The 25,320-nt window shown below is 74.2% G+C and carries 21 protein-coding genes and 1 pseudogene; 16 read left to right on the forward strand and 6 right to left on the reverse strand.

Annotated features, from left to right (window positions below; genetic code table 11):
* Nucleotides 1-173 precede the first annotated feature (173 nt).
* Entirely contained in the window at nt 174-755 is a 582-nt protein-coding gene (locus ACF073_RS07770) for an adenylosuccinate lyase (protein WP_392067538.1), read from the forward strand.
* Nucleotides 756-762: 7 nt separating this feature from the next.
* Here the strand turns inward: ACF073_RS07770 and ACF073_RS07775 are convergent, their stop codons facing one another.
* From ACF073_RS07775 to ACF073_RS07790, 4 genes are all read right to left on the reverse strand, one after another.
* Nucleotides 763-1,281 (reverse strand): GNAT family N-acetyltransferase, encoded by a 519-nt coding sequence (locus ACF073_RS07775; RefSeq protein ID WP_392067540.1) that lies wholly within the window; start codon nt 1,279-1,281, stop codon nt 763-765.
* Complete coding sequence (locus tag ACF073_RS07780) at nt 1,278-1,676, reverse strand: RidA family protein (protein WP_392067541.1); 399 nt, start codon at nt 1,674-1,676, stop codon at nt 1,278-1,280. Before ACF073_RS07780 ends, ACF073_RS07775 begins: the two co-directional genes overlap by 4 nt.
* A 113-nt stretch (nt 1,677-1,789) precedes the next feature.
* Nucleotides 1,790-3,352 (reverse strand): alpha/beta hydrolase, encoded by a 1,563-nt coding sequence (locus tag ACF073_RS07785; protein ID WP_392067542.1) that lies wholly within the window; start codon nt 3,350-3,352, stop codon nt 1,790-1,792.
* Nucleotides 3,353-3,500: 148 nt separating this feature from the next.
* Nucleotides 3,501-4,574, reverse strand: a complete 1,074-nt coding sequence (locus tag ACF073_RS07790; RefSeq protein WP_392067544.1) for an Rv2578c family radical SAM protein — start codon at nt 4,572-4,574, stop codon at nt 3,501-3,503.
* 134 nt (nt 4,575-4,708) lie between these two features.
* Here ACF073_RS07790 and ACF073_RS07795 point away from each other — a divergent pair, with 134 nt between their 5' ends.
* From ACF073_RS07795 to ACF073_RS07815, 5 genes and pseudogenes are all read left to right on the forward strand, one after another.
* Nucleotides 4,709-5,152 carry an SRPBCC family protein gene (locus tag ACF073_RS07795; protein ID WP_392067545.1) on the forward strand — a complete coding sequence of 148 codons (444 nt, stop codon included), beginning with the start codon at nt 4,709-4,711 and terminating at the stop codon, nt 5,150-5,152.
* Nucleotides 5,153-5,303: 151 nt separating this feature from the next.
* On the forward strand, nt 5,304-7,742 hold the full coding sequence (locus ACF073_RS07800) for an MFS transporter (protein WP_392067547.1): 2,439 nt from the start codon (nt 5,304-5,306) through the stop codon (nt 7,740-7,742).
* Between the two features lie 152 nt (nt 7,743-7,894).
* Nucleotides 7,895-10,354 carry a SpoIIE family protein phosphatase gene (locus ACF073_RS07805; RefSeq protein WP_392067548.1) on the forward strand — a complete coding sequence of 820 codons (2,460 nt, stop codon included), beginning with the start codon at nt 7,895-7,897 and terminating at the stop codon, nt 10,352-10,354.
* 77 nt (nt 10,355-10,431) lie between these two features.
* Entirely contained in the window at nt 10,432-11,151 is a 720-nt protein-coding gene (locus tag ACF073_RS07810) for a class I SAM-dependent methyltransferase (RefSeq protein ID WP_392067549.1), read from the forward strand.
* Nucleotides 11,152-11,346: 195 nt separating this feature from the next.
* A pseudogene (locus tag ACF073_RS07815) lies at nt 11,347-11,658 on the forward strand (aldehyde dehydrogenase family protein); the annotation flags it as partial.
* 136 nt (nt 11,659-11,794) lie between these two features.
* Here the strand turns inward: ACF073_RS07815 and ACF073_RS07820 are convergent.
* A complete protein-coding gene (locus ACF073_RS07820) occupies nt 11,795-13,039 on the reverse strand; it encodes an NADH:flavin oxidoreductase/NADH oxidase family protein (RefSeq protein WP_392067550.1) in 1,245 nt (414 codons plus the stop codon).
* Between the two features lie 96 nt (nt 13,040-13,135).
* Here ACF073_RS07820 and ACF073_RS07825 point away from each other — a divergent pair, with 96 nt between their 5' ends.
* The 6 genes from ACF073_RS07825 (at nt 13,136) to ACF073_RS07850 (ending at nt 20,087) form a co-directional block, all read left to right on the forward strand.
* The gene (locus ACF073_RS07825) at nt 13,136-13,753 is read left to right on the forward strand and encodes a TetR/AcrR family transcriptional regulator (RefSeq protein WP_392067552.1); all 618 of its coding nucleotides are present in this window, start codon (nt 13,136-13,138) and stop codon (nt 13,751-13,753) included.
* Nucleotides 13,754-13,846: 93 nt separating this feature from the next.
* The gene (locus ACF073_RS07830) at nt 13,847-14,680 is read left to right on the forward strand and encodes a M55 family metallopeptidase (protein ID WP_392067553.1); all 834 of its coding nucleotides are present in this window, start codon (nt 13,847-13,849) and stop codon (nt 14,678-14,680) included.
* Complete coding sequence (locus tag ACF073_RS07835) at nt 14,673-15,977, forward strand: M20/M25/M40 family metallo-hydrolase (protein ID WP_392067554.1); 1,305 nt, start codon at nt 14,673-14,675, stop codon at nt 15,975-15,977. The genes ACF073_RS07830 and ACF073_RS07835 overlap by 8 nt, the downstream gene beginning before the upstream one ends.
* Before the next feature lie 15 nt (nt 15,978-15,992).
* Nucleotides 15,993-17,948: a prolyl oligopeptidase family serine peptidase gene (locus ACF073_RS07840; RefSeq protein WP_392067555.1), complete on the forward strand. Its 1,956-nt coding sequence runs from the start codon at nt 15,993-15,995 to the stop codon at nt 17,946-17,948.
* Nucleotides 17,945-18,868 (forward strand): LD-carboxypeptidase, encoded by a 924-nt coding sequence (locus ACF073_RS07845; RefSeq protein ID WP_392067556.1) that lies wholly within the window; start codon nt 17,945-17,947, stop codon nt 18,866-18,868. The genes ACF073_RS07840 and ACF073_RS07845 overlap by 4 nt, the downstream gene beginning before the upstream one ends.
* Before the next feature lie 673 nt (nt 18,869-19,541).
* A complete protein-coding gene (locus ACF073_RS07850; protein ID WP_392067557.1) occupies nt 19,542-20,087 on the forward strand; it encodes a GNAT family N-acetyltransferase in 546 nt (181 codons plus the stop codon).
* 5 nt (nt 20,088-20,092) lie between these two features.
* On the opposite strand, the gene ACF073_RS07855 is transcribed toward ACF073_RS07850, so the two are convergent.
* Nucleotides 20,093-20,440, reverse strand: a complete 348-nt coding sequence (locus ACF073_RS07855) for a VOC family protein (RefSeq protein ID WP_392067559.1) — start codon at nt 20,438-20,440, stop codon at nt 20,093-20,095.
* Nucleotides 20,441-20,520: 80 nt separating this feature from the next.
* Between ACF073_RS07855 and ACF073_RS07860 the strand changes: the two genes are divergently transcribed.
* From ACF073_RS07860 to ACF073_RS07875, 4 genes are all read left to right on the forward strand, one after another.
* On the forward strand, nt 20,521-20,946 hold the full coding sequence (locus ACF073_RS07860; RefSeq protein WP_392067560.1) for a phage holin family protein: 426 nt from the start codon (nt 20,521-20,523) through the stop codon (nt 20,944-20,946).
* A 148-nt stretch (nt 20,947-21,094) separates the two neighbouring features.
* Nucleotides 21,095-22,711, forward strand: coding sequence for an NAD(P)/FAD-dependent oxidoreductase (locus tag ACF073_RS07865; protein ID WP_392067561.1), 1,617 nt, complete (start codon nt 21,095-21,097; stop codon nt 22,709-22,711).
* Between the two features lie 46 nt (nt 22,712-22,757).
* Nucleotides 22,758-24,605, forward strand: a complete 1,848-nt coding sequence (locus ACF073_RS07870) for a transketolase (RefSeq protein WP_392067562.1) — start codon at nt 22,758-22,760, stop codon at nt 24,603-24,605.
* A gap of 276 nt (nt 24,606-24,881) precedes the next feature.
* Nucleotides 24,882-25,277, forward strand: a complete 396-nt coding sequence (locus ACF073_RS07875) for a gas vesicle protein (RefSeq protein ID WP_392067563.1) — start codon at nt 24,882-24,884, stop codon at nt 25,275-25,277.
* Nucleotides 25,278-25,320: the final 43 nt, after the last annotated feature.

The following is a 25,320-nucleotide window of genomic DNA, read 5'->3' on the forward strand; positions in this document are numbered from 1 at the left end:
CCCGGGAGGCGTCCCCGGCGGCGGCTGCGTCACCAAACCGTCGCCAGTGGAGTGCGCGAGGGTTACTCGCTCGTATGAGCTTAACCGGCGGGTAACGAGCGCGCCAGTCCCTGGTGGACCCGACTTTGTGATGTACCTCCCCCTGCCGTCGCGACCCGCCTACGCTGGACCTCGTGGACGAAGAGTTGCGATCGCTCACGGAACGCTTACGGCAGGAGTCCGGCGGCTCGGCGGCCTTCGACCGCCTGCTGGCCACCGAGGACCACGCCGAACTGGCGGAGGTGCTCACCGCGCCCGGACAGCCGCTGTGGGCCAGGGAACTGGCCGCGTTCCGGCTCGGCCGCGCGGGCGACCGGCGCGCGTTCGAGGCCCTGGTACTGCTGCTCAACCACCGCGACCCGCCGCGCTGCGCCTCCGCCGCGCACGCCCTCGCCCGCCTCGGCGACCCGCGCACGGCCCGCGCCGCCGCCGCCCTGGCCACCAACGAACTCCGCGTCGCCTACGCCCTGCACCCGGTGCGGCTCCTGGCCGCCCTGGGCGCCCCGGAGTCCGTGCCCGCGCTCATCACCACTCTGGAGCGGCGGTTGCGACCGCACGACCCCTACCGGCGGGTCGCCCTCGCCTGTGTGGAGGGCCTGGGCACGCTCGGCGACGCCCGCGCCCGCCGGGTGCTGAGCGAGGCCCTCGCGCACCCCGCGCTCGCGGAGGCCGCGGTGCACGCGCTGGCGCGGATCCCGCAGCAGCAGTCGAGGTGACGCCGGGTCAGCCGCGCAGACCCCGCGCGTACCGCACCTCGGGCACCGGTACGCCGTCCGTCTCGAAGGGCTCCTCGGCCCCGTCGGCCCGGAACCCGGCGCGCTCGTAGAACCGCCGGGCCGGCGCGTTCTCCTTCAGGACCCAGAGCAGCATGCGCCCACGCGCCCCGCACCGCTCGACCGGCGCGGCGAGCAGCGCCCGCCCGATCCCGCCGCCGACGTGCGCCGGGTCGACGTAGATCGCGTACAGCTCGGCGTCGTCGGTGAGCGTGTCGCCGTCCCGGTACGGCCCGTGCGCCGCCCAGCCGAGCACCACGCCGTCCCGCTCGGCGACCAGGTTCACCACCTGGCCGTCGCCCTGCGCGAACCGGGCTCTGCGCCGCTCGGCGTCCGCCGCGACGCTGAGCCGGTCGAGGTACGGCTGCGGCATGAGCCCCCGGTAGGCGTGCTGCCAGCCGCGGACGCGGATCTCGGAGACGCGGTCGCAGTCGGCGAACGCCATCTCCCGGACCGTCAGGGGGCTCATGGGGCCACCACGGCGAGCGCCTCGACCTCCAGCAGGAACTCCGGCGCCACCAGGGCGGCGACCTGCACGGCGGAGGCGGCGGGCAGCCGGTCGTCGGGTATGTGGGCGGCGCGGGCCGCGCGGATCGCCGGCATGTGGGCCATGTCCGTGACGAAGTACGTCAGCTTCACGACGTCCTCGAAACCGGCCCCGGCGGCGGCCAGGCAGCGGCGCAGGTTCTCGAACACCTGCCGGGCCTGGGCCGCCGGGTCGCCCGCCCCGACCAGTGTCCCGTCCGCGTCCAGGGCGAGCTGGCCGGAGACCGCGACCAGACGGCCGGTCGCGGTCACCACATGGGTGTACTGGGCGGCGGGGGCGACCCCGTCGGGGGCGGGGATGCGGATCGGTGTGCTCATGGTCCCATCGTGGACCACGCCACTGACAACGCCCCCGCCGCCCCTGGCGAGTTGCGGTGCCTGCCGGTGCCTTTCGATGCCCGCCGGCATCCGCGCGGGCACCCCCCGGGTGACTACCGGCGGAAGCCCAGCAGGCCGTGCAGGGTCGCGCCGCGGGAGGCCGTCCTCGCCGTCTTCGCCGTCAGCGGCTTCGGATCCGGCGTCTTGGCGCAGACCGCGTCCACCGCACCGGTGCCGCGCGGCACCGAGCCGTCGGTGAGATACGCGGACAGATACGTGTCCAGGCACCTGTTGCCGCTCAGCGTGATCCCGTGGTTGCCGCCGCCGTCCTCGACCACCAGGCTGGAGCGGGCCAGCAGCCGGTGGGCCCTGGCACCGCCGGCGTAGGGCGTGGCCGCGTCCTCGGTGGCCTGGAAGAGCAGCGCCGCGGGCAGGGCGCGGTTGGTGATGTCCACCGGCTTCAGCGGAGCCGTCGGCCAGAACGCGCAGGGCGCGTTGTACCAGGTGTTGTTCCAGGCCATCAGGGGCGCCTTCGCGTACACCCGCCAGGTGTCCGCGCGCCACCGGTTCCAGGCGCGCGGCCAGGCGGCGTCCCGGCACTGGACCGCCGTGTAGACGCTGTAGCCGTTGTCGCCCGCGGCGTCCACGGCACCGAAGTTCTGGTACGCCTCCACCAGCGGCCCGGTGCCCTTGTGGTGGACGTAGGCGGCGAAGGCGTCGGCGAGGTAGGGCCAGTAGCCGTTGTAGTAGCCGCCCAGCATGAAGGTGTCCTCCAGCTCGGCGGCGCCGACCTTGCCCCCGGCCGGCTTCTTCGCCAGGTCCGAGCGCATCGCGTACCAGCGGGCCTCGATCCTCGCGGGGTCCTTGCCGAGCCGGTAGGCGGCGTCGTGCCGGGCGATCCAGGCCATCAGGGCGCGATGGCGGTCGTTGAAGGCGTAGTCCTGGCCGAGGTTGTCGCCGTACCAGACGCCGCTCGGGTCGACGATGGAGTCCAGCACCAGGCGGTGCACCCGGGCGGGATACAGCTTCGCGTAGACCGCGCCCAGATAGGTGCCGTAGGAGTAGCCGAAGTAGCTGATCCGCGGGGCGCCGAGAGCACGGCGGACGGTGTCCATGTCCCGGGCCGCGCTGACGGTGTCCAGGTACGGCAGCAGACCGGCGTACTTGCGGCCGCAGGCCGCGGCGAAGGACTTCGCCCGGTCGAGGCCCGCCCGCTCCAGCGCGGGCGTGGCCGGCACGGGGTCCGGGCGCCCGGGTGCGAAGTGGCCGGGCGCGCAGTCCAGCGCGGGGCTGCTCCGGCCGACCCCGCGCGGATCGAAGCCGATGACGTCGTACCGGCCCGCCACGCTCCTCGGCAGCGCCGAGGCCACGAACCCGGCGAGCGCGAGGCCGCTGCCGCCGGGGCCGCCGGGGTTGACCAGCAGCGGGCCCTGGGAGACCGACGCGGTGTGCGGGACGCGGGTCAGGGCGAGCGTGAGCTGCCGGCCCGACGGGCGCGCGTGGTCCAGCGGCACCCGCACGGCGGCGCACTGCAGCTTGGGATACTCGCGGGTGCCGCACTTCTTCCAGGCAACCTTCGGCACCGGGGCGGCGCCCGACGCGTGGGCGGGCACGGCGATGAGCGAGCCCGCCAGCACGGCGGCGGTCGCGCACAGCGCTGCTGCGCGTGTTCTCATACGGGTCCTCCCGGGACGGCGGGTCACGCGAACCGCGAGGCTCACGGTTCTCGCCGGATCGTCCCGGAGCCGGGGCCCCGAAGAACGCGTTGCGGCCATACTTGACCCAATTGGGCCGTGGGATGCCCCCTAACGCCCTCGCGCGCGCTCACATGAGGCTGAGCTGGACCGGCTCGGGCCCGGCGGGTTCCTCGGCGGGTCCCGCCGGGCGGATCCGGCGGGACAGACCCGCGCGCGTGGGGCCGATGCCGTACTCCCGCGCCAGCTCGTGCACCTGACGGGTGATCCGGCGCTGGTACCACCGGGGCGCGTAGGCGCCCTCCGCGTACAGCCGCTCGTAGCGCCGCACCAGGTGCGGATGGTGCCGCCCCAGCCAGGCCATGAACCACTCCCGGGCGCCCGGCCGCAGATGCAGCGCCAGCGGGGTGACGGAGGTGGCCCCGGCCGCCGCGATCGCCCGTACCGTGGCCCGCAGTTGGGCCGGGTCGTCGCTCAGGAACGGGATCACCGGCGCCATCAGCACCCCGCAGCCGATCCCGTGCTCGCCGAGGGTGCGGACGACGTCCAGCCGGCGCTCGGGCGCGGGTGTGCCCGGCTCCACCGTGCGCCACAGCTCGGTGTCCAGGAAGCCGACGGAGACCGAGACGCCCACCTCCGTCACCTCGGCCGCCCGGACCAGCGGCTCCAGGTCGCGCAGGATCAGGGTGCCCTTGGTGAGGATCGAGAACGGGTTCGCGTGCTCGGTGAGCGCGGCGATGATGCCCGGCATCAGCCGGTAGCGGCCCTCGGCCCGCTGGTAGCAGTCGACGTTGGTGCCCATCGCGACGTGGTCGCCCCGCCAGCCGCGGGAGCCGAGCTGGCGGCGCAGCACCTCGGGGGCGTTCACCTTCACCACGATCTGGGTGTCGAAGCCGATGCCCGTGTCCAGGTCCAGATAGCTGTGCGTCTTGCGGGCGAAGCAGTAGACGCACGCGTGCGAGCAGCCGCGGTAGGGGTTCACCGTCCATTCGAACGGCATGCGCGAGGCACCCGGCACCCGGTTCAGCACCGAGCGCGCCCGCACCTCGTGGAAGGTGATCCCGCGGAACTCGGGCATGTCGAACGTACGCGTGATCACGGCGTCCGCGCCGAACAGCGCGGCATCGGCGGGCCGGCCGTGCTCGGCGGGTTCTCCGGACGGACCGGATCGCGTCGGCTCCACAGTGAGGTTGTCCCAGCGCATGACGCCTCCTCGGTAGCGCTGGGCCCAGAATAGAACATGTGTTCCCATGATCGTGCGGACCCCGATTTGGGCGGCCGGGCGCCGGGGTGGTTGGCTTGCCCCCACCCCGAGAAACCAGGTCCTGGAGGGACGCAATGGCGCAGGTCGAGGCCACTACCGAGCGGGTCGTCGCAGCGGACGCGGAGAAGGTGTTCGACACCCTCGCCGACTACCGCGACGCGCGGCGCAAGCTGCTGCCCGAACCGTTCAGCGAGTACGAGGTGCGCGAGGGCGGCGACGGCGAGGGCACCCTCGTCCACTGGAAGCTCCAGGCCACCAGCAAGCGCGTGCGCGACTGCCTCCTGGAGGTCAGCGAGCCCACCGACGGCGAGCTGGTCGAGAAGGACCGCAACTCCTCCATGGTCACCACCTGGCGCGTCACCCCCGCCGGCGAGGGCAGCTCCCGCGTGGTCGTCACCACCACCTGGCAGGGCGCCGGCGGCATCGGCGGCTTCTTCGAGAGGACCTTCGCGCCCAAGGGGCTCGGCCGGATCTACGACGCGCTGCTCGCCAACCTCGCCGCCGAGGTCGAGAAGTAGCCTCAAGAACCCGACGGCGAAGGGGTGTTGCCCCCTTCACCGGTTCGAGTGGATCTCCGCCCCGTACCGGGCGGTGCCGTAACTCGCCGCAGTTGCTCGCAGTTGTCGCCTTACGCGGGAAATGTGACAGGTGTGGCGAGGGGAGCGGTACGTGGGCGGGACGACTCTGGTGCAGCACGAGCCGATCGCGGCTCCGGCGGCGGACGAGGAGAAGGCCGTCGCACCCCCGCCCTCCGCGCCGGCCGCCGAACTCGGCCCCCGCCGGATCCGGCTGGTGTTCTTCGGCCTGATGCTGGCGCTGCTGCTGGCCGCCCTCGACCAGATGATCGTCGCCACCGCCCTGCCGAAGGTGGTCGGCGAACTGCACGGCCTGGACAAGATGTCCTGGGCCATCACCGCCTATCTGCTGACCTCCACCATCGGCCTGCCCCTGTACGGCAAGCTCGGCGACCTCGTCGGCCGCAAGGGCGTCTTCCAGTTCGCCATCGCCGTCTTCGTCGTCGGCTCCGCCCTCGCCGGGCGGGCCGGGAGCATGGACCAGCTGATCGCCTTCAGGGCCGTCCAGGGCGTCGGCGCGGGCGGACTCATGATCGGCGTACAGGCGATCATCGCCGACATCGTGCCGCCCCGGGAACGCGGCCGGTACATGGGCCTGATCGGCGCCGCCTTCGGCCTCGCCTCCGTCGCGGGGCCGCTGCTCGGCGGCTACTTCACCGACCACCTCTCCTGGCGCTGGTGCTTCTACATCAACGTCCCCTTCGGCCTGGTCACCCTGGCCGTCGTCACCGTCGTCCTCAAGCTGCCCCGGCAGCGGGTGCGGGCCAGGCTCGACCTCCTCGGCGCGCTGCTGCTCGCCGCCGCCTCCACCTGCCTGGTGCTGCTCACCAGCTGGGGCGGCACCGAGTACGCCTGGGGCTCGCGGCAGATCCTCGGCCTCGGCGCCGGCGCCCTCGCCGCCACCGTCCTCTTCCTCGTCGCCGAGCGCTTCGCCGCCGAACCCCTCATCCCGCTCCGGCTGTTCCGCGACTCCGTCTTCAACATCAGCGGTCTGGTGGGCCTGGTGATCGGCGTCGCCCTGTTCGGCGCCGCCAGCTATCTGCCGACCTTCCTGCAGATGGTCGACGGGGCCAGCGCCACCGAGTCCGGGCTGCTGATGCTGCCCATGATGGCCGGGATCGTCGGCGCGTCGATCATCGGCGGGCAGCTCATCAGCCGCACCGGCCGCTACAAGATCTTCCCCGTGCTCGGCGGCGCCCTCTCGGCCCTCGGCATGTGGCTGCTGTCCCGGCTGGAGGTCGACACCTCCCGGCTGCAGTACAGCATCTGGATGGCCGTCCTCGGCGCCGGCATCGGCCTGGTGATGCCCGTCCTCGTCCTCGCCGTGCAGAACTCCGTGCGCCCCGCCGACCTCGGCAGCGCCACCAGCGCCAACAACTACTTCCGGCAGATCGGCGGCAGCGTCGGCGCCGCGATCTTCGGCACCCTCTTCGCCGACCGGCTCACCGACTCCCTGCGCCGCGAACTGCCCCCGCGCGCGGGCGCCGCACTGCCGGACCCCGACTCGATCACCCCGCAGCTCGTCCACACGCTGCCCCCGGCACTGCGCGACGCCTACATCCGCGCCTACGCCGACGCGATGCCCCGGATCTTCCTCTACCTCGTCCCGGTGCTCGTGCTCGGTCTGCTCATCGCGTTCTTCCTCAAGGAGAAACCACTGGTGTCCCACCACACCGCCGAAACGGAGCCCGAGACCGTGAACGCCTCGATCCCGCAGGCCCGCCCCCAGCCCCCGGCCGCGGGGACCCCCCTGCCGCCCCGCTCCCCGTACACCGCCGGGATCCCCGTCTGCGGCACGGTGCAGCACCCCGACGGAACCGTGGTGCCCCGCGCGGCACTCACCCTCATCGACGTCTCCGGGCAGCAGATCGGCCGGGGCGCCAGCGGCGACGACGGCCGGTACGCGCTCAGCACGCCCGGCGTCGGCTCCTACGTCCTGATCGCCGCCGCCGGCGGACACCAGCCGCAGGCCGTCTCCGTCACCGTCGGCGAACGGCCCGTCGAACTCGACGTGGTCCTCGGCGGCGCCGGACGCCTCGCCGGCGCCGTCCTCACCGCCGACGGCAGCCCCGTCCGGGACGCCACCGTCACCCTCACCAATGTGCACGGCGAGGTCGTCTCGGCCACCCGCAGCGGGCGCGAGGGCGGCTACGTCATCACCGAGCTGGTCGCGGGCGAGTACACCCTCGCCGCCAGCGCCCCGGCCTTCCGGCCCGCCGCGCTCCCGGTCACCGTGCAGGCATCCCGGGAGACCCGGCAGGACATCGAACTCGCGGGCGGCGCGGTGCTCAAGGGCATCGTGCGGGCCAGCGGCGGACGTCCCGTGGAGGACGCCCGGGTGACCCTGCTCGACGCGGCGGGCAACGTCGTCGACACCCTCACCACCGGAGCCGACGGATCGTTCCGGTTCGTCGACCTCTCGTCCGGCGAGTACACCGTCATCGCCGCGGGTTACCCGCCGGTCGCCACGGTCCTGCAGGTCGCGGGCGGTGGCCGCACCGAACGCGATCTCCAGCTGGGGCACGAGGACTGACGGGGCGCGCGCCGCGCGCCCGGCCGCGCGCCGGTGCTTTCCGGTGCTGTCAATTCCCGGATTGCCACACATCGCGACCGGCCGCCGCCTTACCGTAGTGGCGGGCGGCACAGATCGTTTGCGGACAGCCGTGGGGAGAAAGGGCCTGGGTCATGGACCGTGGCAGCGAGCGGGACACCTCTCCCGGGCGCGGCGTCGGCGACACCGGAGCGGGCCGGATTCCCCTGGCCGTGGTCGTCGTCGACCGGGCCGGGCTGGTGTCCCACTGGAGCAGTGGTGCGCGGCGCCTGTTCGGCGTGGACAGGCAGGACGCCGTCGGGCACCCGGCGGCGGACCTGCTGCCGGTCTCCGGCGCCCTGCCGGAGCAGCCGCACGACATGCCGGACACGGCGACGCCGCACGCCTACGCGGCGTACGACGGACCGGGACCCGACCTGGAGTCCTCGCTCGGCGGGCACACCGGCTACGCCACGGCGGGCCGCGCCCGGCTCGCCCCGCCCCGGCAGGACGCCGGCGGCGAGCGGCTCGACGTGCTGTGGTGGGCCTACCCGCTGGTCGGCCCCGGCCCCTCCCGGCTGCTCGTGCTCGCCGCCGACGCCACCCGGCTGCGGGACGAGCGCGGCTACGACGACGAGACCGCCGAGCGCATCGCGCCCGGCTTCGCCCGCCACACCGAACTGCCCGCCTCCGTGGAACTCGAGCGGCGCCTGCCCGACATCCTGCCCAGCATGGGCCCGGGGCTCAGCGCCCGGATCGTCTCGCAGATCCTCGAACTCGGTTATCCGGTCCTGGAGTTCAGCCAGTTCGACCGGGTGCCCGTCACGCCGTACTGGGGCGTGCCCCGGCGGCCGGGCCGCACCCGCGCCCAGGCCGTCGTACCGCAGGAGCGGGTCGCCGCGGCCGTGGTCCCGGCCGGCGCCGAACTCGATCTGGAGTACGCCGCCGTACGCGAGCGGCTGGAGTTCCTCAACGAGGTCAGCTCCGGCATCGGCTCCTCCCTCGACCTCGGCGAGACCATCCGCGAGGTCACCAGCGCCGCCGTGCCCCGCTTCGCCGACTTCGCCGGCACCCATCTGCGCGCCGCCGTGCTGGCCGGCGAGGGCTTCCCGGACGGCCCGCCGGACACCAGCACCGTGATGTTCCGCGTCTGGGTCGAGCACAACGACGAACCGGGCCGCTGGGACGACACCGTGCCCGTCGGCGAGGCCTTCGCCTTCCCCGAGCACACCCCGTTCTACCAGTGCATGGTCACCGGTGAGCCGGTCCTCGTGCCGCAGGTCACCGCAGAGCTGTCCGAGCGCATCTCCGGCGAGTTCGAGAAGCGCGACCTGCGGCCGCTCATCGGCGGCCGGTCCCTGCTGATCGTCCCGCTCAAGGCGCGCAACGTCGTCCTCGGCTTCATGGTGCTGATGCGCCGCCCCGACCGCGCGCAGTTCGACGACATCGACCGCACCACCGGCGCCGAACTCGCCGCCCGCGCGGGCCTCGTGCTCGACAACGCGCGCATGTACACCTACCAGGAGAACGTCGCCGACACCCTCCAGGACAGCATGCTGCCGCAGGTGGCGCCGCGGATGGCGGGCTGCGACATCGCCACCCGCTATCTGCCCGGCACCCGGCTCGGCCGGATCGGCGGCGACTGGTTCGACACCATCAAGCTGCCCGGCTCCCGCACCGCCCTCGTGGTCGGCGACGTCATGGGCCACGGTCTCAACTCGGCCGCGATGATGGGCCAGTTGCGTACGGCCGTACAGACCATGGCCACCATGGAGACTCCGCCGGCCCAGCTGCTGCGCAACCTGGACGACCTGGCCCGCAGGCTCGGCGACACCTACCTCGCCACCTGTCTGTACGCGGTCTACGACCCGATCCGCGGCGAGCTGACCCTCGCCAACGCCGGGCACATCCCGCCCGTGCTGGTCCGCGCCGAGGACGGCAGCAGCGAACTCCTCGACCTGCCCACCGGCGCACCCGTGGGCGTCGGCGGTGTCCCCTTCGAGGCCGTCCGGGTCAAGGTCGCGCCCGGGGACCGGCTGGTGCTGTGCACCGACGGCCTGGTGGAGGTGCGCGGCACCGACATCGGCGAGGGCCTGGCCGCGCTCTGCGAGTCCGCCGCGCACCCCGCCGCCTCGATGGACGACGCCTGCGACACCATCATCCGCGCGCTGAACCCCCGCGGCGGACGCAAGGACGACGTCGCCCTGCTGATGGCCCGCCTCAACGGCATCCCCGACGACCATGTCGCCGAATGGCGGCTCGACGCCGACCCGCGCGAGGTGGCCAGGGCCCGCCGCCTGGTCCGCGCACGGCTCCTCGACTGGGGTCTGCCGCAGACCGTGGAGACGGCCGAGCTGCTGGTCAGCGAGGTCGTCACCAATGCCGTACGGCACGCGGCCGGCGACGGGATCGGACTGCGGGTGGTCCGCACCGACGCGCTGCTGTTCGAGGTCACCGACCACGAACCCGCCCTGCCCGCCATGCTCGCCGCCGGCCCCTACGAGGAATCGGGCCGTGGCCTGCGCGTGGTCAGCCGGCTGGCCAAGGAGTGGGGTGCCAGCGCCAGCGGGCACCGCAAGACCGTCTGGTTCGAACAGATCATCCACATCTCGTGAAGGTGGCCTCCCGGCTCTTGCCCCGCTCCCGGTCCCCGCGATATCCCGATCACGGAACCGAACCGTGGGGAGATCGTATGAACGTCTCGGACAAGTACCGTCATTCCTGGGAGAGTTACTGGCGGGAGACCTCCGACGCCCGGGGGGAGGCGATATGGGACGCCGACGCCTCGCTGAGCGCGGCGCCGCACAGCGAACTGCTCCTGCCGCACGCTGATCCGGACCGCACCATCCTCGACCTCGGCTGCGGCAACGGCACCCAGACCCGCTACCTGGCCACCCGGTTCGCCCGTGCCGTGGGCGTCGACCTCTCGCACGCGGCCGTCGAGCACGCCCGCCGCGCCGGCAGCGGCGGCGATGTCGAGTTCCAGCAGCTCGACCTGACCGACACCGACGCCGTGCGCGGCCTGCACCAGCGGCTCGGCGACAGCCACGTCTACATGCGGGCCGTCATCCACCAGAGCGAACCGGCCGCGCGCCCCGTGGTGGCCGCCGCCGTCGCCGAGCTGATCGGCACCGAAGGCCGCGCCTTCGTGGTCGAACTCACCTCCGCCTCCCGGGACGTCCTCGAGCGGGCGGCGTCCGAGCCGGGCGGCCCGGGCCCCAAGCTCCAGCGTGTCTTCCAGCACGGGCTCAAGCCCGCCGACGCCGCCGACGAGGAGATACCGCGCCTGCTCGCCGAGGCCGGCCTCACCGTCCTCGCCGAGGGCGAGACGGCCCTGCCGCAGACCGAGTACCTCGCGGACGGCACCCGCATCGAACTGCCCGCCCACTGGTTCGTCCTCGCGCGGGCCTGACCGCGCTCCGGCGGTCCCCGGGCGGGGCGGCCGCCGGTCCTGACCGCCGTCGCCCGTCCGCCGCTCGGCGGTCTTCCCTCGCGCACAGGGCCGCACAGGCCGGGTCCGCCGACGCCCCCGTGGCGTGGGCCGGGCCCGGCTTCGCCGTTCCGCGGGCCGCGACCGCAGATTGTTGACGGTGCTCACATTGCAGGTCACGGTCATGTCTGGTCCGGCGACGGGGCCCGGGGCCGGGCCGTCGCCGCCCGTGTGCACGCCGGCACCGTCAATGCGAACGAGGCCTTCGCCGCCGCGTGGGGAAGCGTCGACGCGCCGATGGGCGGCATGGGCGACTCGGGACTGGGCCGTCGGCGCGGCGCCGAGGGCATCCTCAAGTACACCGAGCCCCAGACCGTCGCCCACCAGCGCGTCCAGGGGTTCACCCCGCCGGCCGGCGTCTCGCCCGAGACCTGGGCCGCGCTGCTGACCGGCGCGCTCAAGGTGCTCAAGGCGGCCGGCGTCCGCTGAGACGCCGCCTCGGCACACCAGGGGACCCCGGAAGGACGGGGTCCCCTGTGGCGGGCGCCGCGCAGGCGACCGAGCGGAAGGGCCCCAGGCGGGTCGCGGCGAGCGACGAGCGCCTGGGGCCCTTCCCCTCGCACGCCTACGCGGCGCCCTGCGACGCGGACAGCCAGGCGCGGTAGCGGCGCAGGGCCCGTCGCTGCCTGCGCCGCTCGGAGAGGAGGGCGAGCGCAGGGTGGGTGCGGGGCGTGGGGCGGCTGCCGCGGGCGATGCGCCGCATCTGGTGGCGGACCTGGGCCATGCCGGCCGCCGAGGCGAGGGCCTTGTCGGACCAGGTGACCGGCCGCAGGCTCGCGTCGGCCTCGCGGCCCTGGCGCCAGCGCTCGGGCAGGTCCGGGGTGACGGCGAGGGCCGTGCCCATCCCGACGATCGCCACGCCACTGTCGAGGACCCGCTCTGCGGTGCCGCGCCGGGTGATGCCGCCCGTGAGCATCAGCGGCAGCGGGCTGGCGGTGACCAGGTCCTTCGCCAGGTCGAGGAAGTACGCCTCGCGGGCCTGGGTGCGTGCGTCGGCCGCGCGGCCCGACATCGCCGGGCTCTCGTAGCTGCCACCGGACAGTTCGACCAGGTCGACGCCGAGCGGTGCGAGCATCTCGATCACCTGGCGAGCGTCGTCGGCGTCGAAGCCGCCGCGCTGGAAGTCGGCGGAGTTGAGCTTCACCGCGACCGCGAAGGACGGGGAGACGGCGGCGCGCACGGCGCGGACGACGTCCAGCAGCATCCGGGCCCGGTTCTCCAGCGAACCGCCCCACTGGTCGGTGCGCTTGTTGACCAGGGGGGACAGGAACTGCGACAGCAGGTATCCGTGCGCGGCGTGGACCTCCACACCGTCGAAGCCCGCCTGTTCGGCACGCCGTGCGGTGACGGCGTACCGGGCGACGGTGGCCTGGATCTGCTCGGGGCTCATGGCGACGGGCTTCCCGAAGCGGCCGCTGTGCCTGCCCAGGTCGACGGCGACCGCGGAGGGCCCCCACACGACGCCGGGCATGTCGGATCCGATCTGGCGGCCGGGGTGGTTGATCTGCATCCAGATCGCCCCGCCACCGGCCTTGCCGGCCGCCGCCCACTCGATGAACGGCTCCAGCGGTGCCGCCTCGTCGAGCACCACGCCGGCGGGCCCGGTCAGCGCCTCGGCGTGGACCATCACGTTGCCGGTGATGAGCAGTCCGGTGCCGCCGGCCGCCCAGCGCCGGTACAGCCCGAACAGCTCCTGGTCCGGGAGCTGGCCGTCGCCGGCCATGTTCTCCTCCATGGCCGCCTTCGCGATCCGGTTGTCCAGTACCTGCCCGGAGCGCAGGGACAAGGGCGAGAACAGCTCGCTGGTCATCCGGGTTTCCCCTCTCGATCTCGGTCGCCTAGAATGTATGCAGCGTTCACATTAGGGCAGCGATGTAAGCGACGTAAACATGAGGGAGCGTGACCTATGTCGCAGGCGAGCGGCACGTACCACCACGGCGATCTGCGCGCCGCCTGCCTGCGCGCCGCGCGCGAGCTGCTGGAGGAGGACGGCAGCGCCGGGCTGTCCCTGCGGGCCGTGGCACGGCGGGCCGGCGTCTCGGCGACGGCGCCCTATCGCCACTACGCGGACCGGGACGCGCTCGTCTCCGCGGTCGCCGCGCAGGGCTACCGCGAACTCGCCGAACACCTGGCCGCGGCGCACCCCTCGCCCGCCACCCCCGACGAGCTGGCGGCCGTCGCCGTCGCCTACGTCCGCTTCGCTCTGGATCGCCCGGCGCTGTTCCGGGTGATGTTCGCGGAGCCCTGCGATCCGACCAGCGAGGAACGGGTCGCCGCGACCACCGCCATCTCGGAATACGTCCGCGCCGCCGTCCGCGGCGCCTTCCCCGGCGCCGACCCGGACGCCCTGTCCACCACGGTGTGGGCCCTCGTCCACGGCCTGGCGTTCCTGCACCTCGACGGCAAACTCGACACCTCCACCCCCGAGGTGGTCGCCGACCAGGTCCGCGCGGCCGTCCGCGCACTCTTCACCGCCCCCGCCGCGGCGCCGGGGCCGACGGCCGCACCGCACGGGCGGGGGTAGGGGGAGGGGACCGCGGGGGCGGGCGGCGGGAGTGCGGGCGACCTCCTTCCACCTCGTAGGAAGTTCCCCCGTCGGCGCGTAACGTGAGGCACCATGAAGATCCTCATCAGTGCCGACATGGAGGGTGCCACGGGTGTCACCTGGCCGGGCGATGTGCTGCCGGGGACACCGCAGTGGGAGCGGTGCCGGTCGATGTTCACCTCGGACGTGAACGCCGCCGCGGAGGGCTTCTTCGACGGCGGCGCCGACGAGGTGCTCGTCAACGAGGCCCACTGGTCCATGCGCAATCTGCTCCTCGAACGGCTCGACGAGCGGGTGGAGATGCTCACCGGCCGGCACAAGGCGCTGTCCATGGTGGAGGGCGTCCAGCACGGTGACGTCGACGGCATCGCGTTCGTCGGCTACCACGCGGGTGCCGGCATGGAGGGCGTCCTCGCCCACACCTACCTCGCCAACCAGATCACCGGGGTGTGGCTGAACGACGTGCGCGCCAGCGAGGGCCTGCTCAACGCGCATGTCGTCGCCGAGTACGGCGTCCCCGTCGTCCTCGTCACCGGCGACGACGTGGCCTGCGAGGACGCCCTCGGCTACGCCCCCGAGGCACTGAAGGTCGCCGTCAAGGACCATGTGTCGCGGTACGCCGCCGTGTGCCGGACCCCGGCCCGTACGGCGGCCGACATCCGCGCGGCGGCCGAGCAGGCCGCACCGCTGGCGGTCCGTCACGAGCCGGTGGAGGCCGGGCCGTTCACGGTCGCCGTCGAGTTCGACGCGGAGCACCTGGCGCAGTCCGCCACCGTCGTCCCCGGGGTGGCGCGGACCGGCGAGCGCAAGGTCGCCTACACCAGCGCGACCATGTACGAGGGGATCAGGACGTTCAAGGCGGTCACCACGATCGTCTCCGCCGCCGTGGAGGAGCAGTATGGCTGACCGGCTGGCCCTCGACGAGGTGGTGGAGTTCACCTCCGGGCTGATCCGCATCGACACCACCAACCGGGGCGGCGGTGACTGCCGGGAGCGGCCGGCCGCCGAATACGTGGCCGGGCGACTGGCCGGGGCGGGCCTCGAACCCCTGCTGCTGGAGCGCGTCCCGGGACGCACCAACGTGGTGGCCCGGATCGCGGGCACCGACCCCTCCGCCGACGCGCTGCTGGTCCACGGTCACCTCGACGTGGTGCCGGCCGAGGCCGCCGACTGGAGCGTCCACCCGTTCTCCGGCGAGGTCCGCGACGGTGTGGTGTGGGGGCGCGGAGCCGTCGACATGAAGAACATGGACGCGATGATCCTCGCGGTGGTCCGGTCCTGGGCCCGGCAGGGCGTCCGGCCCCGGCGCGACCTCGTCATCGCGTTCACCGCGGACGAGGAGGCCAGCGCCGAGGACGGCTCGGGGTTCCTCGCCGACCGGCACCCCGAACTCTTCGAGGGCTGCACGGAGGGCATCAGCGAGTCCGGCGCCTTCACCTTCCACGACGGCTCCGGCCGGGAGATCTATCCGATCGCCGCGGGCGAACGGGGCACCGGCTGGCTGAAGCTCACCGCCCGCGGCCGCGCCGGGCACGGCTCCCGGGTGAACGCGGAGAACGCCGTGACCCGGCTCGCCGCCGCCGTCACCCGCATCGGCGAGCACCGCTGGCCGCTGCGGATCACCCCGACCGTACGGGCGGCCCTCGACGAACTCGCCGCCCTCCACGGCATCGAGGCCGGCTCCGCCGACGTGGACACCCTGCTGGAGAAGCTCGGGCCGGCCGCGCGGCTGGTGGAGGCGACCGTCCGCAACAGCGCCAACCCGACCATGCTGGACGCCGGTTACAAGGTCAACGTCATCCCCGGCGAGGCGGTCGCCCACGTGGACGGACGCTTCCTGCCCGGCGGCGAGGACGAGTTCGCCGCCACCCTGGACGAGCTGACCGGCCCCGATGTGCGGTGGGAGTTCGCGCACCGGGAGAGGGCCCTGGAGGCACCGGTGGACACGCCGCTGTTCGCCAAGATGCGGGCCGCCGTGACGGAGTTCGCGCCCGGAGCCCATGTGGTGCCGTACTGCATGGCGGGCGGCACGGACGCCAAACAGTTCTCCCGGCTCGGCATCACCGGCTACGGTTTCTCTCCCCTGAAGCTGCCCCCCGGCCTCGACTACCACGCGCTGTTCCACGGCGTGGACGAGCGCGTGCCCGTGGCCGCGCTGCACTTCGGGGTCCGTGTCCTGGACAGCTTCCTGCGGACGGCCTAGACAGTGGGGGACGAGATGCTCAGATCACCGTACGGCTCGTGGCCGTCGCCCATCGACGCGGCGCTCGCCGCCGCGCACGACGGACGGCCGGAGTGGGTGGGCTTCGTCGGGGACGAGGTCTGGTGGACCGAACCCCGGCCCGCCGAGGGCGGCCGGCGGACCCTGGTGCGACGGCGCTCCGACGGCGGCGAGGAGTCGGTGCTCCCCGCCCCGTGGAACGTGCGCAGCCGGGTCATCGAGTACGGCGGCCTGCCCTGGGCCGGCGTGCACCACGACGGCCGGCTCCTCGTCGTCTTCGTGCACTTCGCCGACCAGCGGCTGTACCGCTACGAGCCCGGCGGCGAGCCCGTCCCGCTCACCCCGGTCTCCCCGCTGGGCGGCGGCCTGCGCTGGGCGGAGCCCCGGGTGGACCTCGCCCGCGGAGAAGTGTGGGCGGTGCTGGAGGAGTTCACCGGGGACGGCCCCGACGACGTACGGCGGATGCTCGCCGCCGTACCGCTGGACGGTTCGGCCGCCGGCGACCGGGCCGCCGTCCGGGAGCTGACCGGGTCCCGGCACCGGTTCGTCACCGGCGCCCGGCTGTCCCCCGACGGCCGGCGGGCCGCCTGGCTGGGCTGGGACCACCCCCGGATGCCCTGGGACGGCACGGAGCTGCTGGTCGCCGACGTGGGCGAGGACGGCGTGCTGACCGGCGTGCGGACCGTCGCCGGCGGCCCTGACGAGGCCGTCGCCCAGGCCGAGTGGTCGGCCGACGGCCAGCTCCTGTACAGCAGCGACCGCAGCGGCTGGTGGAACCTCTACCGGGACGGCACCCCGCTGTGCCCGCGCGAGGAGGAGTTCGGCGGGCCGGTGTGGCAGCTCGGGCTGCGCTGGTTCGCGCCGCTGGACAGCGGTCTGCTGGCGGTCGTGCACGGCCGGGGCCCGACCGTGCTCGGCATACTCGACCCGGAGTCCGGCGAGATAGTCGACGCGGCAGGACCGTGGACGGAGTGCACCGCCACCCTCGCCACCCATGGCGCCCGGGTCGTCGCGGTCGGCGCGAGCCCGCGCACCGGACACGAGGTGGTCGAGCTGGACACCGCCACCGGCCGCGCCCGGGTGATCGGCGCCCGGCACCGGGACCCCGTCGACCCGGCGTACTACCCGGAGCCGCAGATCCGCGCCTTCGGCGGCCCCGACGGCCGCGAGGTGCACGCCCATGTCTACCCGCCGCACCACCCCCGCCGCGCCGCGCCCGACGGCGAACTGCCGCCGTACGTCATCTGGGCGCACGGCGGCCCCACCAGCCGCGTCCCGCTCGTGCTCGACCTGGCGATCGCCTACTTCACCTCCCGCGGCATCGGCGTCGCCGAGGTGAACTACGGCGGCTCCACGGGATACGGCCGGGCCTACCGCGAGCGGCTGCGCGAGCAGTGGGGCGTGGTCGACGTCGAGGACTGCGCGGCCGTCGCCCGCGCCCTCGCCGACGAGGGCACCGCCGACCCCGCCCGGCTGGCGATCCGGGGCGGCAGCGCCGGCGGCTGGACCACCGCCGCCTCCCTGACCACGACCGACGTCTACGCCTGCGGCACCATCGTCTATCCGGTGCTGGACCTCGCCACCTGGGGCCCGGGGGAGACCCACGACTTCGAGTCCCGCTACCTCGAGTCGCTGATCGGCCCGCTCGCCGAGGTGCCCGCCCGGTACGCCGAGCGCTCCCCGACCGCGTACGCCGACCGGCTCACCGTGCCGTTCCTGCTGCTCCAGGGGCTGGACGACGTCATCTGCCCGCCCGCGCAGTGCGAGCGCTTCCTCGCCCGGATCGCCGGCCGGGGCGTGCCGCACGCCTATCTGACGTTCGCCGGGGAGGGACACGGGTTCCGGAAGGCCGAGACGCTGGTGCGCGCCCTGGAGGCCGAGTTCTCGCTGTACACCCAGGTGTTCGGACTGGAGCCGACACCGCCGATACCGAAGGTGGACCTGATCCCGTGAAGGAACTGGTACGGCCGCACCGGCTGGCCCCGGGGGCCCGGGTGGCCGTCGTCGCCACCAGCGGCCCGGTGCCCGAGGAGCGGTTGCAGGCGGGGCTCGACGTGCTGCGCGGCTGGGATCTCGACCCGGTGGCCGGGGACCATGTCCTGGACCGGCACGCGGAGTTCGGCTATCTGGCCGGCTCGGACGCCGACCGCGCCGCCGACTTCCAGCGCGCCTGGTGCGACCCCGGCGTGGACGCGGTGCTGTGCGCCCGCGGCGGGTACGGCGTCCAGCGCATGATCGACCTGCTCGACTGGGACGCGCTGCGGGCGGCCGGGCCCAAGCTGTTCGTCGGGTTCAGCGACCTCACCGTCCTGCACGAGGCCATCGCCGCCCGGCTCGGTCTCGCCACGCTGTACGGCCCGATGGCGGCCGGCATCGACTTCATCAAGAACGCGCGGGCCCAGGAGCATCTGCGGGCCACCCTCTTCGCGCCCGAGACGGTCCGCACCATCGCCTCCAGCGGTACGCCGCTCGTGCCGGGCCGGGCCCGGGGCGTCACCCTCGGCGGCTGCCTGTGCCTGCTCGCAGCGGAACGCGGCACCCCGCACTCCCGCGCCTCGGCGCGCGGCGGACTGCTCTGCCTGGAGGACGTGGGCGAGGAGGCGTACCGGCTGGACCGGTACCTCACCCAGCTCCTGCGCTCCGGCTGGCTGGAGGGCGTGCGCGGGGTGCTGCTCGGCTCCTGGGAGGGCTGCGGTGACCCGGCCGGGCTGCGGACGATGCTGGCCGACCGGCTCGGCGGACTCGGCGTCCCGGTCGCGGCGGACGTCGGATTCGGGCACTGCGAAGGGGCGTTGACGATCCCCTTCGGGGTGCCCGCCGAACTCGACGCGGACGCGGGCACGCTGACACTGGAGAAGCCGGCACTGCGCTGACGGCCGCGGCCGGCAAGCGTGGGGGCAGGCGGTCCTGGTGGAGGCCGTGGGGCAGGCGGCCCTGGACTGGCGGTAGCGGGGCAGGCGGTCCTGGGGTGGAGGTCGTGGGGCAGCCGGTTCTGGGCTGGTGGCAGGGGGGCAGGTGGCCCTGGGGCGGCGGGCGGGGGCTGGCAGGGGGTCAGCGGTCGGGGGCACGTGGCCGTGGGCTGGTGGTCGGGGCTGATGTCGGGTGCCGGTGGCTGTGGGGGGCAGCTGGTCCTGGGCCTGGTGGCAGGGGAGTAGGTGGCCCTGGGGCGATGGCCGGGGGCTGGTGGTCAGGGGTCAGCGGTCGAGGGCACGTGGCTGTGGGCTGGTGGTCGGGGCTGATGTCGGTGCCGGCAGGTGTGGGGTGGCCGTGGCCGGGCCGGCTGCTGGGTGCCGGTGGCTGTGGATCGGTCGCGGTGGGCAGGGCGTCGGGTGCCGACGGCCGGGGGCGCCCTCTGTGGGGTGACGGCTGGGGGTCGGGTGCCGGGGTGGTGACGGCCGAGCCGGCGTGGGCGGAGGGACGTTGACGCTGGGCCGGCAGCCGAGGGCGGTCGGTTGCCGGGGGCGTGGCGGCCGAGCCGGCGGGCGACGGCGGAGGTGGGTGGATATGCGGGCGACGCCGCGGTCGGTGGCGTCGTACGCTGGCCGGATGCCGCACCCTCCGTCCCGTCGGCTCTCCGTCGGCCCGCGCGTCGCCATCCGCCCCTTCACCCTCGAAGACGGCCCCGAGTTCACCGCACGGGCCCGGGAGAGCAGGGAACTGCACCGGCCGTGGCTGTTCCCGCCGGACAGTGACGAGACCTACGCCGACTACGCCGGCCTGCTGATCGAGGACCCGGCCCGGGCCGGCTTCCTGGTGTGCGAGCGGGACGGCGGGGGCATCGCCGGCTTCATCAACATCAACAACATCGTGCGGGGCGGCTTCCGGTGCGGCGCCCTCGGATACGGGGCCTTCGCGCACGCGGCCGGGCGCGGCCTGATGCGCGAAGGCATGGAGCTGGTGATCGGGCACGCGTTCGGGCCGCTCGGCCTGCACCGCCTGGAGATCAACGTGCAGCCCGGCAACGCCGCCTCCATCGCCCTCGCCCGGGGCGCCGGCTTCCGCCTCGAAGGCTTCTCGCCGAACATGATCTACATCGGCGGAGCCTGGCGCGACCACGAACGCTGGGCCCTGACCACCGAGATGCGCGACTGAGCGGCTCAGCCGCGCTGGTCCACGTACTCGAAGACCGACCCGTCCGGATGCACCGCCAGCAGATTGCGGCCGGCCGGTGTCGCCAACGGCCCCGCGACGACCTGGGCGCCCAGCTCGGTCAGCAGCCGGTGGGCCTCGTCCACGTCCTGGACGGCGATCGTCGCCGCCACCTTGCGCAGGATCTCCAGCTCCGACTCCGGGCCGCTCATCAGCAGGAACGAGCCGACCGCCGCGACCTCGACACCGCCGCGCCTGAAGCGCAGCGCTCTGCCGCCCGCCAGACGCTCGTAGAAGGGGACGGCGGCTTCGAGGTCGTCGACGCAGATGCGCAGCGAGGCGCCCAGAATCTCCATGCGCACGAGCCTAGTTGGGCGCGCGGGCAGTGCGCAGGGGCTCCGCGTTACCTGCCCTGTCCTGCGGGTACCCGCACACCATGGACCGCTTGGATCACCTGGAACATCTGGACAAGGACGTCGTCGAAGAGCTGGCACAGGTGGCACGCGAGACGGTACGCGACGAGCTGCGCACACAGAGCCGCAAGCAGCGCCGCACCGCCCTGCTGTACGGCGCGTCGGGCGCCGTCGCCCTGTACGCGGGCGGCGCGGTGGCCCTGGCCGTCGGCCTGGCCCTGACAGCCGTGCTGCCCGGCTGGGCCGCGGCACTGATCACCGCTGTGCTGCTGGGCGCGGTGGCGGCCTGCCTCCGCAGCGCCGCCCACTCCGGCCACCGCCTGCATCCCCTGCACCGCGTGCCCGGCGGCAGCCCGCCGGCCGCCCCGCCGAGCGGCCTCGGCCTGCCCTACCCGCCGATGCCGCCGTACCCCCCGGTCGACCCGGACAGCCCGCACCACCGGAGCTGAGCCGTTCGCTGCCCCCGGCCGCCGCGGCAGGGCCGGGGACGGCGTTCGGGTGCCCGGACCGGCGGACGAGTGACCCGCCCGGCGTTTGGGTGCCCCCGGCCCGGTTACGCGGAACACCTCGGAGGAGCCATACCGCCGGAGGCACACCGTGAGCCGACCTCGCGTCCTGATCGTCGGCGCCGGTTTCGCGGGGTACCGGGCTGCCCGCACCCTCGCCCGGCTCACCCGCGACCGTGCCGACATCACCCTGCTGAACCCCACCGACTACTTCCTGTACCTGCCGCTGCTGCCCCAGGTCGCCGCCGGTGTCCTGGAGGCCCGGCGGGTCACCGTCTCGCTGCCCGGCACGCTGCGCGGGGTGCGTCTGGTGCTCGGCGAGGCGGACGCTGTCGACCTGGAGCGGTGCGCCGTCCACTACACGGGCCCCGAGGGCGGCACCGGCAGCCTCGGCTACGAGCGCCTCGTGCTGGCCGTCGGCAGCGTCAACAAGCTGCTGCCCGTGCCCGGTGTCGCCGAGCACGCGCACGGCTTCCGGGGGCTGCCCGAGGCGCTGTACCTGCGCGACCACGTGACCCGGCAGGTGGAGCTGGCCGCCGACGACGACCCGGAGACCAGCGCCGCCCGGTGCACCTTCGTGGTGGTCGGCGCCGGCTACACCGGCACCGAGGTGGCCGCCCAGCTGCAGATGCTCACCGACCGGCTGGCCCGCAGGCAGCCGCTGCCGGCCGGCCTGCGCCCCCGCTGGCTCCTGCTCGACCTGGCGCCGAGGGTGCTGCCCGAGCTGGACGAGCGGCTGTCCCGTACGGCCGCACGCGTGCTGCGGGCGCGCGGTGTCGAGGTGCGGACCGGCACCTCGGTGAAGGAGGCCACCCGGGACGGGGTGCTCCTCACCGACGGGGAGTTCGTCCCGTCCCGGACCCTGGTGTGGTGCGTGGGCGTGCGGCCCGATCCGCTGGTGGAGGCGGTCGGGCAGCCGCTGGAGCGCGGCCGGCTGATCGTCGATCCGTATCTGCGGCTGCCGGGCCGTCCCGACGTGTTCGCCTGCGGGGACGCGGCGGCGGTGCCGGATCTGGAGCGGCCGGGCGCGTTCACGCCGATGACGGCCCAGCACGCCTGGCGGCAGGGCCGGGTGGCCGGCGAGAACGTGGCGGGCTCGCTCGGCCTCGGCCGGCGCCGGCGCGCGTACCGCCACCACGATCTGGGCTTCGCCGTCGACCTGGGCGGTGTCCGGGCCGCCGCCAACCCGTTCGGCATCCCGCTGTCCGGGCCGGCGGCGGGCGTGGTCACCCGTGGCTACCACCTGGCAGCGCTGCCCGGGAACCGCGTCCGGGTCGCCGCCGACTGGCTGCTGGACGCCGTCCTGCCGCGCCAGGGCGTCCAGCTGGGCCTGGTACGGGCCTGGTCCGTGCCACTGGACACGGCCTCACCCGAACTGGCGCGGGTACCCGGCGCTCCGCCGCCCCCGGCCGCTCGGGCGACGGCCGGGCCGCCGACGGAGCAGGCGCCGCCACCGGCGGCGTACGAGCCGCGGCCCCCGGGCCGCGAGCCGCCGCCGGCCGGTTCCGACCCCCGCCCGGAGGGCCGTGCGCCGAGGCCGCCGGCCCGGGGGAGGGGCCCGGAGTCCGCGCGGAAGCCGTCCGGCGCCGGAGCCGCCGGGAGCGGGCCGGACCGCCCGGCCCCCGGTTCCCCCGAGCGCGCCGGCCCCGCGGCCCCCGAACCCGGCGCCCCCGCAGACCCCGCCGACCGTCCGGACCCGTCCGACTGAGCGCGGCCGGGCGCGACGAGACCGACAAGGAAGACCGAGGAGACCTATGAACACCGACGAACTCGCCGAACTGGGACAGCAGTTGCGCGTGGACAGCGTCCGGGCGTCCGCCGCGGCGGGATCCGGGCACCCCACGTCCTCGATGTCCGCGGCCGACCTGATGGCCGTCCTGCTCGCCCACCATCTGCGGTACGACTTCGAACGCCCCGACCACCCGGCGAACGACCGCTTCGTGCTGTCCAAGGGACACGCCTCCCCGCTGCTGTACGCCGCGTACAAGGCGGCCGGTGCGATCGAGGACGGCGAACTGGTCACGTTCCGCAAGCTCGGCAGCCGGCTGGAGGGCCATCCGACGCCCCGCAGGCTGCCCTGGGTGGAGACGGCCACCGGCTCGCTCGGCCAGGGTCTGCCGGTCGGCGTCGGCATCGCGCTGGCCGGGAAGCGGCTGGACCGCACCGGCTACCGGGTGTGGGTGCTGTGCGGCGACAGCGAGATGGCCGAGGGCTCGGTGTGGGAGGCCGCCGAACACGCGGGCCACGAGAACCTCGACAACCTCATCGTCATGGTCGACGTCAACCGGCTCGGCCAGCGCGGCCCCACCCGGCACGGCCACGACCTGAACGCCTACGCCCGCCGCTTCCAGGCGTTCGACTGGCACACCATCGAGATCGACGGCCACGACGTCGACGCGATCGACCGGGCCTACGGGGAGGCGCTGGCCACCACCGGACAGCCCACCGTGATCCTCGCCCGCACCCTCAAGGGCAAGGGCGTGGCCGCCGTGGAGGACCGCGAGGGCCTGCACGGCAAGCCGCTGCCCGACCCGGAGGAGGCCGTCGCCGAACTCGGCGGACAGCGCGAGCTGCGGGTGCGCGTGTCCGAACCGCAGGCCGCCGCCGCGCTGCGCTCGCTGACCACCGAGGTGGTCCAGCTCCCGCAGTACGAGGTGGGCGAGGACGTCGCGACCAGGGACGCCTTCGGCAAGGCCCTCGCCGCCCTCGGCGGCGCCCGCGGCGATGTCGTCGCCCTGGACGGGGAGGTCGGCGACTCCACCCGCACCGAGGAGTTCGCCAAGGCCCACCCCGACCGGTTCTTCGAGTGCTACATCGCCGAGCAGCAGCTCGTCGCCGCTTCCGTCGGCATGGCCGTGCGCGGCTGGGTGCCGTTCGCCTCCACCTTCGCCGCGTTCTTCACCCGCGCCTACGACTTCGTGCGCATGGCCTCCATCAGCGGCGCCGGGATCAATCTGATCGGCTCCCACGCCGGTGTCGCGATCGGGCAGGACGGGCCCTCGCAGATGGGTCTGGAGGACCTGGCGATGTTCCGGGCCGTGTACGGCTCGACGGTGCTCTACCCGTGCGACGCCAACCAGACCGCCCGGCTGGTCGCCGCCATGGCCGGCCTGGACGGCATCCGCTATCTGCGCACCTCCCGCGGGAAGAGCCCGGTGATCTACGGACCCGGCGAGGAGTTCCCGGTCGGCGGCAGCAAGACGCTCCGCTCCAGCGAGGAGGACCGGCTGACCGTCGTCGCGGCCGGGGTGACCGTGCCGGAGGCGCTGGCCGCCGCCGACCGGCTCGCCGAGGACGGCATCCGGGTGCGGGTGATCGACCTGTACTCGGTCAAGCCCGTCGACGCCGAGACCCTGCGCCGGGCGGCCGACGAGACCGGCTGCCTGCTGACGGTGGAGGACCACCACCCGGAGGGCGGCCTCGGCGACGCCGTCGCGGAGTCGTTCGGCGACGGCCGGCCGGTGCCCCGTCTGGTCCGGCTCGCCGTGCGCACCATGCCGGGCTCCGCCGCGCCCGACGAGCAGCTGCACGCGGCCGGTATCGACGCCACGGGCATCGCGGCGGCGGCCCGGCTGCTCATCGAGGAGGCGGTGGTGCGCTGAGCCACGGCGCGCGGCCCGTCCGAGCGGGCCGTCGCACGGTGCGGCCCCGGCGGCCGGGGAAGAGCGCCTGAGAGCGCCTTCCCCGGCCGCTGGGGCGTCACGGGGGCACCCCGGAGGCCGCCCCGCCCTCCGGAGGAGCCCCCCAACTGTCTGTGCGGCACTGCGTGGCTGACACACGCACGCGCTCCGACCAGGCATGACGGGTCGTCGAGCAGAGGCGTTGGCCCGGCGAGGTTTGGCCAAGGATGTGGCGGCCACCCGCAGAGAGAGGTGGCCATGTCGAACGCAAAAGACACATCGCAATCACATAACTCACGAGAAACACAGAACTCCAGTGGGTCACGAGGGGCGCGTGAGGACCCCGAGACACAGCACGACACCCACGGGCACGCGGCGGAGACCCGGCGTGCGAGCCCCATGGAGGTGCTGCGCCAGGCGCGCGCCCAACTCGCGGAACTCATCGGACTCACGCCCGAGTCGGTTTCCTCCTTCGAGCAGACGCGGGACGGCTGGGCGCTGGAGGTCGAGGTCCTCGAACTGGAGAGGGTGCCCGACACGATGAGCCTGATGGCCAGCTACCAGGTGGAGCTGGATCTGGAGGGGCAGTTGACCGGCTATCGCAAGGTCCGCCGGTACGAACGGGGGAGAGCCGAAGGACGCGGGGGCCGCTGAGCCGCCGCCCGGGCCCGCCCGCGCGGGCCGTGCACCCGACCAC

This window comes from Streptomyces sp. NPDC015171 (assembly GCF_043079545.1).
In the GTDB taxonomy this organism is placed as follows: Bacteria; Actinomycetota; Actinomycetes; order Streptomycetales; family Streptomycetaceae; genus Streptomyces.